Raw genomic sequence first — 16675 nt, forward strand, 5'->3', positions numbered from 1 at the left:
GCTGCCGGGGCCCGGGTCGCCCGTCTGAGCCGGGCCCGCAACCGCGGGCCCGCCTCATCGCACCGGCCGGCGTCGAAGGTCAGGCGCCGGCCTTGTAGTCGGAGACGATCCAGCACTCGGCGCCCGCGGCACTCTCCGTCACGTTGATGGTGACCTTGGCCGGGTGCCCGTCGGCGAGGTCGAACTCGGTGGCCACCTCGGCACCGTCCTCCTCGGCGGTCTCGGCCATGGCGACCAGCTCGCCGAGCGTCGGCACCTCGATCTCCTCGCCCTCCTGCCCGGTGACGGGCCCGAGGTCGACGGCGGCGGACGCGGCCGGCGCGGCGGCGGGGGCGCCGATCCGCTCGGATCCGGTCACCGCCCCGCCGGAGACGGTGGCCCGGTAGCGGCCCAGCGGTGCGGCCGGATCGCAGCCGCGGGTCAGCACGAACGTGTACGCGGACGGCTCGGTCCACGCCGGCGCCGACGCGGCCGGCGCCGGTTGATCCTGGATGACCGGTTTGTCCTCCGCCGAGGAGGTGCAGCCTCCGGCCGCCCCGATCAGAACCATGGCGCACACGACACGCTCGAACCGCAGAACTCCCACGGGGCGCAATCTAGCGCAGCGGCGCCCGCCCGCCACCGGTCGGCTCCTCACCAGGGGCGGCTTATCGCCTCTCACCAGGGGCGGCTGATCACCTCCGGCAGCTCGCGGATCGCGACCCGGTCCTCGTCGGCGAGCACGCCGAGCATCCGCTCCGCCTCGTCGAGAGTGGCCTGCTTGCCGATCGACGCGGCCGCCTCGACGTCCGGCGTCTCCAGCCACAGCCCGGTCTCCTCGCAGGCCATCTGCACGCAGCCGCCGGAGCGCCCGACCGCGCTGAGCCACGACCCGGTACGCGTGGGCAGCCGCCGCAGCACTTCGGTGACCTCGGCGATCGTCATCGGCCGCCCGGCGTGCTGCGCCGGCCCGCTGGGCATGGTCTGGTAGGTCACCTCGATCAGCCCCGCCTCGGCGACCGGCTCCGTCTCCACGCCACCGTCCTCGAGCAGCCGCAGCCCGTCGAACCGCCCGGTCGCCCGGCCGTCGTCGGCGACCAGCCGGTCGAACTCGCGGCGCACCACCACCGAACGGCCGCCCTCGGTGAGCCGGACCTCGACGCCGGCCGGCAACCAGGGCAGCTCCACCTCGCCGAGCGCCGCGGCGCCGAGCCACCGGGGGATCCGGTGCGTTCCACGGAGCACTTCGGCCCCGATCTCCCGGCCACCGGGCGCCGAGGGGTGGGCGGCCATCCGCCCGTGCCGGTGGCGGGCCCATCGCAGCCGTACATGGATCCGCCGGCCGGCCGACTCGTCCCAGTCCACGTGCAGGCCCTCGGCGCGCAGCGCGGCCACGATCTCCCGCCCGGTCTCGGCGTCGGGCCCGAAGGCGAGCCACAGGCTGCCGCCGCCGGCCGCCCGCTCGGCGTCCTGCTGGTGGTAGAAGACGAAGCCACGGCCCGGCAGATCCCGGATCTCGGCCACCCCACAGTTCTGACAGCAGGAGAAGTCCTGCCGGGCGGTGATGCCGGCGGCGTCGAGCGCCCGGAACGCGTCGGTGACCCGGTCGCTGTCGGTCCGCCGGGGCCAGCCCGCCTGCGCCTTGAGGTGGGCCGTGAAGTGCCGGCCGGCCAGCTCGGCGGCGAACGTGTGCAGCCGCTCCGGGTCGGTCTCGCCGGTGAGGTCCTCGACGCAGCTCTCCACGAGGGTGATCCAGTCGTGCTCGCCGCGCGCCACCGCGACTCGCATGTTCTCGTCGGCGTGCTTGGCCATTTCGTCGAAGGACATGCCTCTCCCTGCTCAGACGGTGTCGCTGACGAAGACGGCGACCGAGCGCGCCGGCACCTCGTGCGGTGTGGCAGTACGCAACACGGGGTCAGCCGAACGGGTCAGCTCCGGGTGGAGCCGCAGTGACCCCGGCTCGGGCAGCGGCGGCGCGACCGGGTCGGTGGTGGTGTTGAAGACCACCACGATCCGGCTCCAGCGGGCGTCCAGGCCGGTCCCGTCGAGGGACATCACGATCACGCCGGGCTGCTCGCCCGGGCCGCTCAGCGGGAACGACAGCCGCCGCTGCACCTCCTCGGCGTCCGGCAGCCCGAAGACCGGGGAGGAGCGGCGGATCCGCAGGAGTTCCCGGTACCGCTCGGCGGCCAGGTTGATCACCTCGGGCCGGGGCACCAGCTCCGGGTCGGCGAGCAGCGGCCGCGCGTAGTCCCACTTGTCGCCGTTGTCGGGCTCCGGCGGCAGGCCCACCCCGAACCCGTTGCCCAGCGCGGGGTCCCAGCGGATCTGATTGAACCAGTCGCCGGAGTTGAACGAGTTGCGGTCCAGCGACTTGGACCGCAGCCGTTCGGTGCCCAGCGCCACGAACCCGGCACCCTGGCCGAGCACCACGAACGCGAGCGCGACGACCTGCATCCGGGCGCGGTTCACCTGCGAGGTCCCGCGCGGCAGCTTGAACGCCATGGAGTCGTACAGGATCTCGTTGTCGTGGGCGTCCACATAGTTGACCGCCTCGCCGGGGGCATGCGTGTATCCGCTCGGCGAGCCGTTGTAGTCGATCTGGGCGCCGCTGCGCTCGACCCCGTCGTGGTTGACGAACCGGTACGTGGCGAGCGCCCCGGACAGCCCCACCTTGATCTGGTCGTGCAGCCACAGCGGGGCGGCCGCGCCGAGCCCGGTCGCGAACCCGGGCACTCCCGGATCGTCCCCGAACGCGCCGCCGCCACGCAGCGCGTCGCGGAGCCGGTCGTTGAAGGTGGCGACCCCGGTGCCGGCCATGTTGATCTGGGTGGCCTGGGCGAAGCGGGCGTCATACGCCACCTCGCCGAAGTTCCACCCCTCGCCGTAGAGGGCGACGCCGGGCCCGAGCGCCTCCTGAGCTCGCAGGATGTTCGCCTTCGGGTGGTGCCCCATCAGGTCGAACCGGAACCCGTCGATCTTGTAGTGACGTGCCCAGGTGACGAGCGAGTCGACGACGAGCCGGCCCATCATGGCGTGTTCGGTGGCGGTGTTGGGGCAGCAGCTGGACTCGGCGGTGCTGCCGTCGGCGAGCAGCCGGTGGTAGTAGCCGGGCACGATCCGGTCGAGGACGCTGAACCGGTCGAGCCCGTCGCCCATCGTGTGGTTGTAGACGACATCGAGCACGACCCGCAGCCCGGCCTCGTTGAGCGCGGCGACCGCCCGGCGCAGCTGCAGGATCCGCTGGGGCCCGGCCGGGTCGGTGGCGTAGCCGCCCTCCGGCGTGGTCCAGTGCCAGGGGTCGTAGCCCCAGTTGAACCCGTCGGTGTCGGCGACCGCCATGACCGCCCGCTGCTGCTCGGGCGAATCCGGTGGGAAGGCGGTCAGGTCGCAGGCGGGCACGGACTGGTCGGCGCGGCGGTCCGGCACGGTGGCGAAGTCGTTGACCGGCAGGAGGTGCACGTGGGTGAGCCCGGCCTCGGCGAGTGACCGCAGGTGGCGCATCCCGTCCGATCCCGGGTGGGTGAAGGCCAGATAGGTGCCCCGCTCGGCGACCGGCACCGAGCCGTCCAGGATGGAGAAGTCGCGCACCGACAGCTCGGTGATCTGCATCCGGGCCGGGGCCACCCGCGGCGGCTTGGCCAGGGTGTCCCACCCGGGCGGGAGCAGCGCCGGGTCCTCCAGGTCGATCAGCTGGCTGTGGGTGGAGTCGGTGGCCAGCGACACCGAGTACGGGTCGGTGACGCTGGTCGTCACGATCCGCTGGGCGGCCGGCTGCCACACCTGGACGCGGAAGCGATACCACCGGCCGATCCACTTGCGCCGCCCGGTGACCGACCAGACGCCGGTCTCGTCGTCGCGCTCCATCGGCAGCACCCGGGGCTCGCCGGCGGGGTCCTTGAACAGCTCCAGCTCCACGGTGCGGGCGGTCGGCGCCCACACCGAGATCCGGGGACGGTCGCGGTCCTCGGCCACCGGGCCGAGCTCGGCGCTCAGGGCCGCCTCATACAGGTCGTCGAGCACCCCGGCGAGCTGCACGGCGGTGACCGCGACCACCTGGCCGGACGGGTCCCGGCCCTCGACGAGCAGCCGGTCCCGCAGCAGCGGATCCAGGTCGGTCTCCGGGACGGCGAAGGCACGGTACGCCCGGAGATGCGGGAACCGCCGGCTCTGTGTCTGGAACAGGCCGCCGGGCCGTGGCGCGAGGAGCAGGCCGCCCAGCGTGAACGTCGCGGCGCGCGAGGCGAACCAGTCGGGCAGCGCCACCGTGGTCCGGTCGATGAAGACGGCGTGCGCGCGGGCCGGGTCCAGCTCGGGCCCGAGGGTGCGGAAGGCGGGGCGGACCGGCGCCACCACTCCGGCGGTCAGCCACACCTCACGGCACACGGTGAGGTCGAGCCGCTGGTCGTCGGGCAGGTCCTTCTCCTCGGCCCGGTGCAGCACATACCGCAGGCCGACGGCGTCCGCCCGGACCGGAACCCGGAAGACCGCGCCGTACGCGTCGAAACGCGTCGGCATCAGCGGCGCGCCCCAGCGGGTGCGGTCCTTGATCTCGACGCCCTCCCAGCAGTGCAGACCCCACCCGGCGTAGTCGCCGCCGGGCCGCCGATAGTGGATGATCACCTCGTCGCGGGGCTCGGCGGCCGGGGCACCGGCCGGGGCGCAGGAGACCCGCCGGTCACCGGCGGTGACCCAGACCTCGCTGGTCTCGCGCATCGAGACCCAGCGGTCGGCGTCGACGTCCTTGTGGCCGCGGCGGTGGAGGATCAGGAAGCCGACCTCCTGCGCGCCGGGTGCCACCGCGACCCAGGCGAAGCGGCCCCACTCGTCCTCCCCCACGAACGGGAAGCCGTCGGGATAGTGCAGTGCGGCGCCGGGCGCGACATCGCCCCAGGCGTGCAGGACCCAGTCCTCGTAATCACCGTCGTCACGTCGATAGTGCACGACCAGCCATTGCGGAGCTGTCCGGTCACGGGCTGGGGTGTCCGCAATGATCTCCACCGTCGTCACCGGCACATCATCGCAGCGGGATACGACATTTTCCGGGCGTCCCGGGGAAGGGCTGGAAGACTCGGCCCGTGGGACCCGCCTTGCAGCGGCTAGCAAGACGGACGTACGGTTTACCCGAGACGCACAACCGAGAGTTAGGCAAACCTAACCAAGGGGTTGCCCTTTCGGTGCGAAAGACTTGACTTCCAGTCGCTGGGTGTGAAGGAGATGACGGTGGCCAGCCTCGACACCTTTGGTGCGAAGAGCGAGCTGCGCGTCGGAGACGCGAGCTACGAGATTTTCACGATCGACAAGGTGAAGGGGCACGAACGCCTGCCCTACTCCTTGAAGATCCTCCTGGAGAACCTGCTGCGCACCGAGGACGGCGCGAACATCACCGCCGACCACATCACCGCGCTCGGCAGCTGGGACCAGACCGCCGACCCGAGTGTCGAGATCCAGTTCACCCCGGCACGGGTGCTGATGCAGGACTTCACCGGCGTCCCCTGCGTGGTGGACCTGGCCACCATGCGCGAGGCCGTCAAGGACCTGGGCGGCGACCCCACCAAGGTCAACCCGCTGGCCCCCGCCGAGCTGGTCATCGACCACTCGGTCATCGCCGACCTGTTCGGCCGTGAGGACGCCTTCCAGCGCAACGTGGAACTGGAGTACCAGCGCAATCGCGAACGCTACCAGTTCCTGCGCTGGGGCCAGACCGCGTTCAACGAGTTCAAGGTGGTCCCGCCGGGCACCGGCATCGTGCACCAGGTCAACATCGAGTACCTGGCCCGCACCATCATGGAGCGCAACGGCCAGGCGTACCCGGACACCGTGGTCGGCACCGACTCGCACACCACCATGGTCAACGGCCTGGGCGTGCTGGGCTGGGGCGTCGGCGGCATCGAGGCCGAGGCCGCCATGCTCGGCCAGCCGGTCAGCATGCTGATCCCGCGGGTCGTCGGCTTCAAGCTCTCCGGCGAGGCCCCGGCCGGCACCACCGCCACCGACCTGGTGCTCACCATCACCGAGATGCTGCGCAAGCACGGTGTGGTCAGCAAGTTCGTCGAGTTCTACGGACCCGGCGTGAGCGCCGTCCCGCTGGCCAACCGCGCGACCATCGGCAACATGTCGCCGGAGTACGGCTCCACCGTCGCGATCTTCCCGATCGACGAGCAGACCATCGACTACCTTCGCCTCACGGGCCGCAGTGACGCCCAGGTGGCGCTGGTCGAGGCGTATGCGAAGCGCCAGGGCCTGTGGCTGGACCCGGACGCCGAGCCCGACTACTCGGAGAAGCTCGAGCTGGACCTGTCGACGATCGTCCCGTCGCTGGCCGGCCCGAAGCGCCCGCAGGACCGGGTGCTCCTGAGCGAGGCCAAGCCGATGTTCCGCGACGCCCTCAAGAACTACGTGCAGCCCCAGGGCCACGCCGACGAGGCCAGCGCCGAGTCCTTCCCGGCCAGCGACTCGCCGGCCAACGGCGTCGACGACCCGGCCGACCGGCCGCACGTCTTCAGCGCGGCGAACGGGGCGACCGGCCGGCCGTCGAAGCCCACCCTGGTCAAGGGCGAGGACGGCGCGGAGTACGAACTGGACCACGGCGCGGTCGTCATCGCCGCCATCACGTCCTGCACCAACACGTCGAACCCGCAGGTCATGATCGGTGCCGCCCTGCTCGCGAAGAAGGCCGTCGAGCGCGGCCTGACCCGCAAGCCGTGGGTCAAGACCACCCTCGCCCCGGGTTCCAAGGTCGTCTCCGACTACTACGACCGGGCCGGGCTCACGCCGTACCTCGACAAGATCGGTTTCAACCTGGTCGGCTACGGCTGCACCACCTGCATCGGCAACTCCGGCCCGCTGCCCGAGGAGGTCTCGGCCGCCATCAACGAGGCCGACCTGACCGCGGTCAGCGTCCTCTCCGGCAACCGCAACTTCGAGGGCCGGATCAACCCGGACGTCAAGATGAACTACCTGGCGTCCCCGCCGCTGGTGGTGGCCTACGCGCTGGCCGGCTCGATGGACATCGACATCACCACCGAGCCGCTCGGCATCGGCTCGGACGGCAAGCCGGTCCACCTCGACGACATCTGGCCGACCAACGCCGAGATCGACGAGACCATCGCCCGGGCCATCGGCGCCGAGGGCTTCAGCACCGCCTACGCCGACGTCTTCGCCGGCGACGAGCAGTGGCAGTCGCTGCCGACCCCGACCGGCGACACGTTCGCCTGGTCGAGCGACTCCACCTACGTCCGCAAACCCCCGTACTTCGAGGGCATGCGGGCCGAGCCGAGCCCGGTGACCGACATCGCCGGCGCCCGCGTGCTCGCCAAGCTGGGCGACTCGGTCACCACCGACCACATCTCCCCGGCCAGCTCGATCAAGCCGGACTCGCCCGCCGGAAAGTACCTCGCGGAGAACGGCGTCCCGCGCGCCGAGTTCAACAGCTACGGCTCGCGCCGCGGCAACCACGAGGTCATGATCCGTGGCACCTTCGCCAACATCCGACTGCGCAACCAGCTGCTGAACGACGTCGAGGGCGGCTTCACGCTCAACCACCTGACCGGCGAGCAGACCACCATCTACGACGCCTCCGTCGCCTACCAGGAGGCCGGCATCCCGCTGGTCATCCTCGCCGGCAAGGAGTACGGCTCCGGCTCGTCGCGCGACTGGGCCGCCAAGGGCACCATGCTCCTCGGCGTCCGCGCCGTCATCGCCGAGAGCTACGAGCGTATCCACCGCTCCAACCTGATCGGCATGGGCGTTCTGCCGCTGCAGTTCCCGCAGGGCCAGAACGCCGAGTCCCTCGGCCTCACCGGCACCGAGACCTTCTCGTTCGCCGGCGTCACCGAACTCAACAACGGCGTCACGCCGCGCACGGTCAAGGTCACCACGGACACCGGTGTCGAGTTCGACGCCGTCGTCCGCATCGACACGCCCGGCGAGGCCGACTACTACCGCAACGGCGGCATCCTGCAGTACGTCCTCCGCAAGATGCTCCGCAGCTGACGATCACCGGTGACGCCCCGCCCTCCCCACCCGGAAGGCGGGGCGTTCCGCGTAACCCCCAAGATCAAGATCTGGAGGTCGTAGCGGGGTGGTGGGTACAGACCGCTGCTCCCGCCGAGGGCCCGCGACGACTCGCTGGCCGCTGGCGCGTCCAGAACGCTCCCCGCCCCGGGCGACGTGCGTGAGCGGTTGCGCTCAACCCCGCCTGGCCCTGAACGCTGCCCCACCCCCGAAACAACACTGAGCCACAGCCGGAACCCGGCCCGGCCGGCCGAAGCCCCACCGCCCCTCAGGACCACCTGAAGCCCCCGAAACGGCACTGAGACCCCAGCCGACGACATCCAGCCGGCCCCCAGGTCCACCTCCCGCCGAAACAACCCTGAAAGCCAGCCGACAACACCCAGCCGGCCGCCAGAATTCCCTCCAGGCCTTCGAAACAATCCTGAAAGCCAGCCAGAACCCCGGCTGGCCGCCAGAGCACCTCAAGGCCATCGAGCAGGCCGGGACTCGGCCGACGAGACCAGCCGGTTGCCGGGGCTGTTTCGAGAGAGCTCAAGGCAAGGCTGACCCTGCCGGCTTATCAATAAAGGCTCGTTACCAGCGCATATCCGGTCCGGCCCCGCTTCGCCAGGCCTCACGACGCGGGGTGCCGGGTAGCGGAAACCGGACCTGGATCAGGGCTCCGATGACCGGCGACGACGACGACGGCGGCGACGACGGCGACGACGGCGACGGCGATCGGCGGCGGCGACGACGGCGACGGCGATCGGCGGCGACGGCGATCGGCGGTCCAAGACCGGTGAAGACCCGTCCGCTGCGGCGGTTGCGCATGTACACGGCAATGCGTGAACGGTGCGCTCGTCGCTGGCCAAGACCGGCAAAGCGACCCGGCCGGCCCGCGATGGCTCCTCGGTGATCGCTGTTGACGCTGCCCCGTGAATTCCAGCGTGCGGCACCGGCCGGCCGTCGCACGCCATCACCGTCACGTTCACCGGCTGGCAGCGCACGCAGAGACGAATTCCCGTCCGGGGAGACGGGACACGGATCCCGGCCATCGGTGTTCCGCAGACGTGACACCCGCAACGGGTGTCCCCACACCCACTACGGGTGTCACGTTCTCCGAGCACACATCGCCCAGCACGCCGGCCCTCCGCCCACCGGACGCCAGGACGCCAGGACGGCAGGACGGCAGGGCGACAGGACGACAGGACGACAGGGCGCGCCGTCGGTGCGCTGTGTGCGCCTGCCCGGCGGGCAGACGGGGCCGAGCGATTCGGGCACGCACGCAGGGCCCTGCGCGGCCGCTCACGAGCGTCACAGCGGTGCCCGAGACACCGTCGGTGCGCTGTGCACCCCGCCCTGCGGGCAGACGGGGCCGAGCGATTCGGCCACGCACGCAGGGCCCTGCGCGGCCGCTCACGAGCGTCACAGCGGTACTCGGGGGCACACCTCGGTGCGCTGTGCACCCCGCGCGGCGGGCAGACGGGGCCGAGCGATTCGGCCACGCACGCAGGGCCCTGCGCGGCCGCTCACGAGCGTCACAGCGGTGCCCGGGACACCGTCGGTGCGCTGTGCACCCCGCCCTGCGGGCGTGCAGGCGGGCGGGGCGGGCGATTTGGCCAGCAGGGTCAGCACTGATCCTGATGGTTATTTAAGGAAAGCCGTCTACCTGTGGAAACGCCCCGGCGGAGGGGTCCCCACCTCCCTGGAGTCGCCGTCGCAGGCCATGGAATCCTTGGCACAGGTCCGATTTTCGCTACCCGACACCCCGAGGTGAGGCCTGGCGGCCAGGGACCGGACCAGATATGCGCTGGTAAAGAGCATTTCTTAAATAGCCAGCAGGGTCAGCGCTCGGGCAGCCGGGGTGGGGGGTGAGCGCAACCGCTCACGCACGTCGCCGGGTAGGGGTGGCCGTTCAGGAGCCGCCAGGCGACTGGCCGCCCGCGCCCGGCCCTCGGCGGGAGCAGCGGTCCGTTCACCCACTCAGGTGCGACAGCATGATCTTGATCTTCAGCGGGCCGGGCGACCCCCGCGGGTGATCGTCGCGGTCACAGGATCGGTTCGGCCCAGGCCGCGTGCGTGAACTCGACACCGTGGGTGACCCGGCCCTCGATCTCGCCGCCCGCCGTCATGGCGACCGCCACCGCGATCGGATGCTGGGCCGAGTCGACGTGGTACACCTGCCGGCGGACCCGCGGGCTGTGCCGGATCCGGTACCGCAGGCCCTCGATGTGGACGATCCCGCACACGTCACCGTCGTCCTCGAACGACGTCGACTCGACGTCCACCTCCCACCCGGCCTTCTGCGCCCGGTAGCACCACACCTCGAAGGCTCGGGCCCGCCCGTCCCGCTCACCCACGTGCGCCAGGATCTCGACCGGATCGGTTCGCTCGTCCATCGAGCCTCCCGGGGTCAGGGCCGGAAGCCGGTCTTGTCGGCGTCGGTGATCTCACGCAGCACACGGGCCGGGACGCCGGCCGCGATCACCCCGGCCGGGATCGGCTTGGTGACCACGCTGCCGGATCCGATGATCGCCCCGTCGCCGATGGTGACGCCCTGATTGATGGTGACTCCCCCACCGACCCACACGTTGTCGCCGATGACGACCGGCTTCGCGTAGCAGGCGCCGGCCGCACGCTCGATCGCGTCGAGGGCGTGGTTGGACGTGTAGATGCCGACGCGCGGGCCGAACAGCACGTTGTCGCCGATGGTGATGCCACCGCCGTCGAGCATCACGCAGTCGAAGTTGGCGTAGAAGTGGTCGCCGACGCTGATGTTGAAACCGAACTCGCACCGGAACGTCGGCTCGAAGTGGCACTCCCGCCCCACCGACCGCAGCAGCCGCCGAAGAATCGCCTCCCGTTCGGCCTGCGGCCGCCCGAAACTGGCGTTGTACTCGTCGGCCAGCAGCACGGTTCGCTCCCGGGCCTCGACGAGTTCGCTGGTCAGGTCGTTGTACATCCGGCCGGAGAGGATGAGCTGCCGTTGTTCCTCGAGCGTCACCCGATGATCATCGCAGATGTCAGCGTGGACACGCCGTGGCGAGCACCCACCGGCCCGTACCGGATGAATAGGCTTCGGTAATGGATGACAAGACTGTGCTGACCCGCATCGGCGACCTGGTCGACGAGGAGCACCGGCTGCGCCGCCAGCTGAGCGAGGGCAAGATCTCCTCGGACGAGGAGCACACCCGCCTCCGCGAGTTGGAGGAGTCGCTGGACCAGTGCTGGGACCTGCTGCGCCGGCGCCGTGCGGCCCGTTCGGCCGGGCACGACCCCGACGCCGAGCAGGCCCACAGCGTCACCGAGGTGGAGAACTACATTCAGTGAGCCGGCGCCGGTCGCGGCCGCCGTGGGTGCGGCGGCCGCGGGCCGGGCCGGGGTCTGCAGTTCAGCGCAGCCCCGCTTCGTGGTGCAGGCGCTCGATCAGCGTCTCCTCGTCCACGGCCAGCCCCCGTGACCGGAACCATCCGGCCACGTTGCGCACGTCCCGGGCGAGGAATTCGCCGCCGCGCGGATTGGCGATCACGTCGACGATCTGCGGCAGGTCGATGAGCACCAGCCGGCCGTTGTGGACGAGCGTGTTGTAGGGCGACAGGTCGCCGTGCGCCACCTGTGCCCGGGCCAGCACCGACAGCGCGTCGGTCATCTGCCGCCACAGGTCTGCCAGCTCGCCGCCGTCGGCGCGCACCTGCGCGAGCCGCGGCGCCGCCTCACCGGTCTCCCAGTCCCCGATGAACTCCAGCATCAGCTCGGTGCCGCTCAGCTGGACCGGGTAGGGCACACAGATCAGGCCGCTCTCCTGGCCCACCTGCCACAGCCGGCTGAGCGCGCCGAACTCGGCGGCCGCCCACTGCCCGGAGATCATCTCCTTGCCGAAGGAGGTCCGGTTGGACATGGCACGCATCTCCCGGGACCGGCGGACCCGGCGGCCCTCGAGATAGCCGGCGTCCCGGTGGAACATCCGGTGGTCGCCGTCACGGTACCGTTTGGCGGCCAGCATGCTGATCTGATCGGTGCCCGGGACGGCACGCCGGACCAGGAAGACGTCGGCCTCCTTGCCGGTCTTGAGCATGCCCAGCTCGGTGTCGACCGCACCGTACTCGGTGCGGACCCAGCCGGGCCGGGGATCGGGACCGTGCAGAGCGCCGTCCCAGGTGGACCAGCGGTCGCCCTCCTCGGGCAGGTCCGGATCCTCCTGCAGGGCCGGTTCGAGCCGGCCGCGCTTTACGAAAGTCGGTTCGTCGTCGTCGAACTTGCGGCGCCCACGGCGCATGGTCGTCTCGTGCTCGCGCACTGAAGGGTCTCCTCGGAGAAAGAAGTCGTCGGGGAAGGCTGGACGGCAACAGGCATGACAAAGACAGCCACGAGGTCCACACCCCCTTCTCTCTCGTCGGGACACGCACACACGGCGGCCCGGTGGTTCGGACGCGCCCACTCTTTCCGATCACCCGGACGGGCGCAACCGATTTACCGCATCACCATGATCGATTACCGCGCCGCCATGATCGCCGAGATGCCCTGGATCACGTTGCCCACCACACGCGTCGGCGCGAACCGGTTGTCCACCCAGTCCCGCCCGCGGTGCAGCCACACGCTGGGCAGGCCGAGCGCGGCGGCTCCACCGATGTCGGCCTCCGGGCTGTCGCCGACCACCCAGGCCCCGGCCAGCCGCATCCGCACCCGCTGCGCGGCGAGGGCGAAGATCCGCGGGTTCGGCTTGCTCACCCCGCACTGCTCGGAGATCACCCAGTCGGCGACATAACGGTCCAGCCCGGTGCGCCGGATCCGCGCCTCCTGCTGCTCGGTGGCCCCGTTGGTGACCACCACCGGCACCAGCCCGGCGTCCCCGGCGATCTCCAGGGCGCAGCCGACCATCGGGTCCAGTCGTTCGAAGGTGAGCGGGCCGGTGTTCAGTTCGTCGACCAGGTCGATGGCGGGCACCCGCAGCCGGTAGCGTTCCAGAATGAGGTCGGCCAGGTCCCAGCGGGAGGTCAGCCCGTCGGCGTCGACCGAGACCAGCCACTCCAGATCGTCCTGAGGGGCGGCGATCTCGTCGAGGAAGCCTTTAGCCCACAGCCGGAAGGCACCGCTGCGATCGAGCAGGGTGTCGTCCAGGGCGAGGAAGACTAGAGGCACGCGGGCACTTTACGTGAGCGCCCACCGGAGCGCCCAGTCCACGGCTGTTGACAATGCGCCCGGACGAGGGGGGAATTCGCATCATCCGGTCGAGTGACGGCTGCTGTAGTAAGCCGTACGTACGGATTGCAAGAGGGTCCGGCCCCGTGAAACGATCAGCGACGTGCCCAGGGTGAGTCAGGACCAGCTCGATGCGCGCCGCCACGAGATCCTCAGTGCGGCCCGCGCCTGTTTCGCGCGGTTCGGATACGGGGGCGCCACCGTCCGCCGCCTCGAAGAGGCCACCGGCATGTCCCGCGGCGCGATTTTTCACCACTTCCGGGACAAGGAACATCTGTTCCTCGCCGTGGCCGAGGACGACGCGGCCACCATGGTGGAGACCGTCGCCCGCAACGGCCTGGTCCAGGTGATGCGCGACCTGCTGGACCGGGCCGGCAACAGCGAGGGCGACACGGCAGGCTGGCTCGGCACCCAGCTCGAGGTGTCACACCGCTTGCGTACCGACCCGGCCTTCGCCAAACGCTGGGCGCAACGGTCCGCCGCGATCGCCGACGCCACCCGCGAGCGTCTCCAGCGGCAGCGCGACGCCGGGGTGCTGCGGGAGGACGTCCCGGTCGAGGTGCTCACCCAGTTCCTCGAGCTCGCCTACGACGGCCTGGTGCTGCACCTGGCCACCGGCCGCCCGGCCGGCGAGCTGGTCCGCGTCCTCGACGTGGTCGAGGAAGCGGTCCGCAAACCCATCGCGTGATCTCTACAGGCCCGGCGCCCGGTCGATGAAGCCGAGCACCTGGAAGATCCGGCCGTCGGCGTCGCGTTCCGCCACGTCGAAGCCGACCACCAACGGCTCACCGCCCGGCCGGCCCAGATGCCAGGTGAAACGCGCCTGGTCGTGATGTGCGTCGACCGGCCCGCCGGAGCTGAACACCAGCCCGGCGAACTGCTGCCGCGCCGCACCGATTACCGCGTCCAGCGCGTCGCGCCCCTCGACCGCCGCGAGCGGGTCGACGTAGCGGACGTTCTCGGCGAACAGCTCGTCGATCGCGGCCCGCCGGGCGACCGGGTCGGTCTCGTTCCACACGCCCAGGTAGCGGTCGATCACGGTGTCGAAGTCGCTCATCTCTCTCGTCCCTTCACGTAGGCCGGCTGATGACGGCCAAGCCTGCCCGGGCGGAGGAACGGCGTCGATTACCCCGGAGGTAATGGTGACGGCCTGCGACCCCTGCCTACGCTGCCCCGTATGGGCGAGGTGGGAAGGCTGCTGCGCGGCTGGCGGGACACCCGGAGGATGAGCCAGCTCGATCTGTCCGGCCGGTCCGGGGTGTCCACCCGGCATCTGTCGTTCGTGGAGACCGGGCGCTCCCGGCCGACCCGGCAGATGCTGCTGCGCCTGGCCGAGGAGCTCGACGTGCCGTTGCGCGCCCGCAACGAGCTGCTGCTGGCCGGCGGGTACGCTCCCGCCTTCCCGGAGACGGAACTGGACGGCCCGCCACTGGCCGACGTGCTGGCCGCCCTCCGCGACGTGCTGGCCGGGCACTCCCCGAACCCGGCGGTGCTGATCGACCGGCACTGGACGATGGTCGACGGCAACGAGGCGGTGGCCCTGTTCACCGGCGGATGCGCGCCGGAACTGCTGGCGCCGCCGGTCAACGTGCTGCGCCTGGCGCTGCACCCGGACGGCATGGCGCCACGCATCGGCAACCTCGCCGAATGGCGCACCCACATCCTGCATCGCCTGGACCGGCAGGCCGCTGCCACCGCCGACCCGATGCTGCACGAGCTGCGCGCCGAACTGGCCGGCTATCCCGGTGGCACGGCCGGCGTCCGTCCCGACGGCCTGGTGGTGCCGCTGCGGTTCGACGAGCTGAACATGTTCAGCATCACGTCGGTGCTCGGCACCCCGCGCGACGTCACCCTGTCCGAACTGGCCATCGAGGCGTTCCTGCCGGCCGACCCGGCCACCGCGACAGCACTCGGCCGCCGGATGGCAGGATCGTCCCATGGACCTTGGGCTGGCTGATCGTGTCTTCATCCTCACCGGCGCCTCGCGCGGGCTGGGGTTCGCCACCGCGGAGGCGCTCGTCGGCGACGGCGCACGGGTGGTCGTCTCCTCCCGGGACGCCGACCGGGTCGCCGAGGCGGTCGGCCGGCTGGGCGGCCCCGAGCACGCCCTCGGCGTGACCGCCGACCTGGCCGACCCGAGGACCCCGCGGGAACTGGTGCACGCCGCGCAGGAGCGTTTCGGCCGCCTGGACGGCGCCCTCGTCTCGGTGGGCGGCCCCGCTCCCGGCACCGCGGCGAGCATGAGCGACGACCAGTGGACGACAGCTTTCGAGACCGTCTTCCTGGGTTCGGTCCGCGCGGCCCGCACGTTCGCCTCGGCCCTGCCCGAGGGCGGCGCCGTCGGCCTGGTCCTCTCCACCTCGGTGAAGACCCCGCTGACCGGCCTGGGCCTGTCGAACGGCTTCCGCCCCGGCCTGGCCATGGTGGCGAAGGACATGGCCGACGAGTTCGCCCCGCGCGGCGTACGGGTGCTGAGCATCCTGCCGGGCCGTTTCATGACCGACCGCAGCCGGGAACTCTTCGAGGCCGCCCCCGACCCGGCCGCCGCGGCCGAGACGGTCGCCGCCGGGATCCCCCTGGCCCGTATCGGCGAGCCCACCGAGTTCGGGCGTGTCGCCGCGTTCCTGCTCTCCCCCGCCGCCAGCTACGTGACCGGTGTCGCGGTTCCCGTCGACGGCGGCGCCCTCCGCACCCTGTGAGCGGGCCACCCGCCGGCGGCGCTCATCACCGGGTCCCGGCTCCGGCGCACCGAACAGCCCGGCACGCGCCAACCGCACCCCGGGCCCGCAAGGCGATCCGGTGGCCGCGGGGCGGCCCGGCGGGAAACCGATGACGGTACGCCGTCCCAGCGCTGAGGACATGGCAGCGGCCGCCGGCCGGACCGTACCGGATGTGGCCGGACCCGATCTGCTGGTGCTGTTCTCGGGCATCAATCCGAGCCTCTACTCGGCGGCGACCGGCCACCATTTCGCCCGTCCGGGAAACCGGTTCTGGCCGGCGCTGCACGGAGCCGGTTTCACCGACCGCCTGCTGGACCCCTCCGAACAGCACCTGCTGCCCGCCCTCGGGCTCGGCATCACCAATGTGGTGGCCCGTGCCACCGCACGCGCCGACGAACTCGCCCTGGATGAGTTCACCGAAGGCGGCGCACAGTTGGTGGAACGTGTGGACCGGTTGCGCCCGCGATATCTGGCGGTGCTCGGGGTGACCGCCTATCGCGCCGCCTTCGGCCGCCCCAAGGCCCGGATCGGGCCGCAGGAGGAACGGATCGCGGGCGTACCGGTGTGGGTGTTGCCGAATCCGAGCGGGCTGAACGCTCACTTCCAGCTGCCCGCGCTGATCACGGAGTTCGCGGCGCTCCGCGCCGCGGCGACGCCCGCACGATGACGGGCGCCGCCCGGGCGGTCGTTCGCGTGGTCGCCGGCCGGTCGGTCGTTCGCGTGGTCGCCGCCCGGGCGGTCGTTCGCGTGGTCGCCGGCCGGTCGGCCGTTCGCGTGGTCGC

The 16675-nt window shown here is 71.4% G+C and carries 14 protein-coding genes; 6 read left to right on the forward strand and 8 right to left on the reverse strand.

The window, feature by feature from the left end:
- Positions 1-79 precede the first annotated feature (79 nt).
- The 3 genes from AB0I88_RS28520 to pulA form a co-directional block, all read right to left on the reverse strand.
- Positions 80-586 (reverse strand): hypothetical protein, encoded by a 507-nt coding sequence (locus AB0I88_RS28520; RefSeq protein WP_361031125.1) that lies wholly within the window; start codon positions 584-586, stop codon positions 80-82.
- A gap of 71 nt (positions 587-657) precedes the next feature.
- Entirely contained in the window at positions 658-1806 is a 1149-nt protein-coding gene (locus AB0I88_RS28525; protein ID WP_361031128.1) for a hypothetical protein, read from the reverse strand.
- A 12-nt stretch (positions 1807-1818) separates the two neighbouring features.
- Positions 1819-4989, reverse strand: coding sequence for a pullulanase-type alpha-1,6-glucosidase (gene pulA / locus AB0I88_RS28530; RefSeq protein WP_361031131.1), 3171 nt, complete (start codon positions 4987-4989; stop codon positions 1819-1821).
- Positions 4990-5187: 198 nt separating this feature from the next.
- Here pulA and acnA point away from each other — a divergent pair, with 198 nt between their 5' ends.
- Positions 5188-7974 carry an aconitate hydratase AcnA gene (gene acnA, locus AB0I88_RS28535; protein ID WP_361031134.1) on the forward strand — a complete coding sequence of 929 codons (2787 nt, stop codon included), beginning with the start codon at positions 5188-5190 and terminating at the stop codon, positions 7972-7974.
- Between the two features lie 2048 nt (positions 7975-10022).
- Here the strand turns inward: acnA and AB0I88_RS28540 are convergent.
- Both AB0I88_RS28540 and AB0I88_RS28545 read right to left on the reverse strand, forming a co-directional pair.
- On the reverse strand, positions 10023-10373 hold the full coding sequence (locus AB0I88_RS28540; RefSeq protein WP_361031137.1) for a hypothetical protein: 351 nt from the start codon (positions 10371-10373) through the stop codon (positions 10023-10025).
- A gap of 14 nt (positions 10374-10387) precedes the next feature.
- Positions 10388-10978, reverse strand: coding sequence for a sugar O-acetyltransferase (locus AB0I88_RS28545; RefSeq protein ID WP_361031140.1), 591 nt, complete (start codon positions 10976-10978; stop codon positions 10388-10390).
- 80 nt (positions 10979-11058) lie between these two features.
- Between AB0I88_RS28545 and AB0I88_RS28550 the strand changes: the two genes are divergently transcribed.
- A complete protein-coding gene (locus tag AB0I88_RS28550; RefSeq protein WP_361031142.1) occupies positions 11059-11304 on the forward strand; it encodes a DUF2630 family protein in 246 nt (81 codons plus the stop codon).
- Positions 11305-11365: 61 nt separating this feature from the next.
- Here the strand turns inward: AB0I88_RS28550 and AB0I88_RS28555 are convergent, their stop codons facing one another.
- The gene (locus tag AB0I88_RS28555; RefSeq protein WP_361031145.1) at positions 11366-12271 is read right to left on the reverse strand and encodes an RIO1 family regulatory kinase/ATPase; all 906 of its coding nucleotides are present in this window, start codon (positions 12269-12271) and stop codon (positions 11366-11368) included.
- A gap of 194 nt (positions 12272-12465) precedes the next feature.
- Positions 12466-13113, reverse strand: a complete 648-nt coding sequence (locus AB0I88_RS28560; protein ID WP_361031148.1) for an HAD-IA family hydrolase — start codon at positions 13111-13113, stop codon at positions 12466-12468.
- Between the two features lie 163 nt (positions 13114-13276).
- Here AB0I88_RS28560 and AB0I88_RS28565 point away from each other — a divergent pair, with 163 nt between their 5' ends.
- A complete protein-coding gene (locus AB0I88_RS28565; RefSeq protein WP_361031151.1) occupies positions 13277-13861 on the forward strand; it encodes a helix-turn-helix domain-containing protein in 585 nt (194 codons plus the stop codon).
- Positions 13862-13864: 3 nt separating this feature from the next.
- On the opposite strand, the gene AB0I88_RS28570 is transcribed toward AB0I88_RS28565, so the two are convergent.
- Positions 13865-14230, reverse strand: a complete 366-nt coding sequence (locus AB0I88_RS28570) for a nuclear transport factor 2 family protein (protein ID WP_361031154.1) — start codon at positions 14228-14230, stop codon at positions 13865-13867.
- 120 nt (positions 14231-14350) lie between these two features.
- Between AB0I88_RS28570 and AB0I88_RS28575 the strand changes: the two genes are divergently transcribed.
- The 3 genes from AB0I88_RS28575 (at position 14351) to mug (ending at position 16560) form a co-directional block, all read left to right on the forward strand.
- Positions 14351-15130, forward strand: coding sequence for a helix-turn-helix transcriptional regulator (locus tag AB0I88_RS28575; protein WP_361031157.1), 780 nt, complete (start codon positions 14351-14353; stop codon positions 15128-15130).
- A complete protein-coding gene (locus AB0I88_RS28580) occupies positions 15111-15872 on the forward strand; it encodes an SDR family oxidoreductase (RefSeq protein WP_361031160.1) in 762 nt (253 codons plus the stop codon). The genes AB0I88_RS28575 and AB0I88_RS28580 overlap by 20 nt, the downstream gene beginning before the upstream one ends.
- Positions 15873-16002: 130 nt before the next feature.
- Positions 16003-16560 (forward strand): G/U mismatch-specific DNA glycosylase, encoded by a 558-nt coding sequence (mug, locus tag AB0I88_RS28585; RefSeq protein ID WP_361031163.1) that lies wholly within the window; start codon positions 16003-16005, stop codon positions 16558-16560.
- The last annotated feature ends 115 nt before the right edge of the window (positions 16561-16675 follow it).

Source organism: Actinoplanes sp. NPDC049802 (assembly GCF_040656595.1).
GTDB lineage: Bacteria > Actinomycetota > Actinomycetes > Mycobacteriales > Micromonosporaceae > Actinoplanes.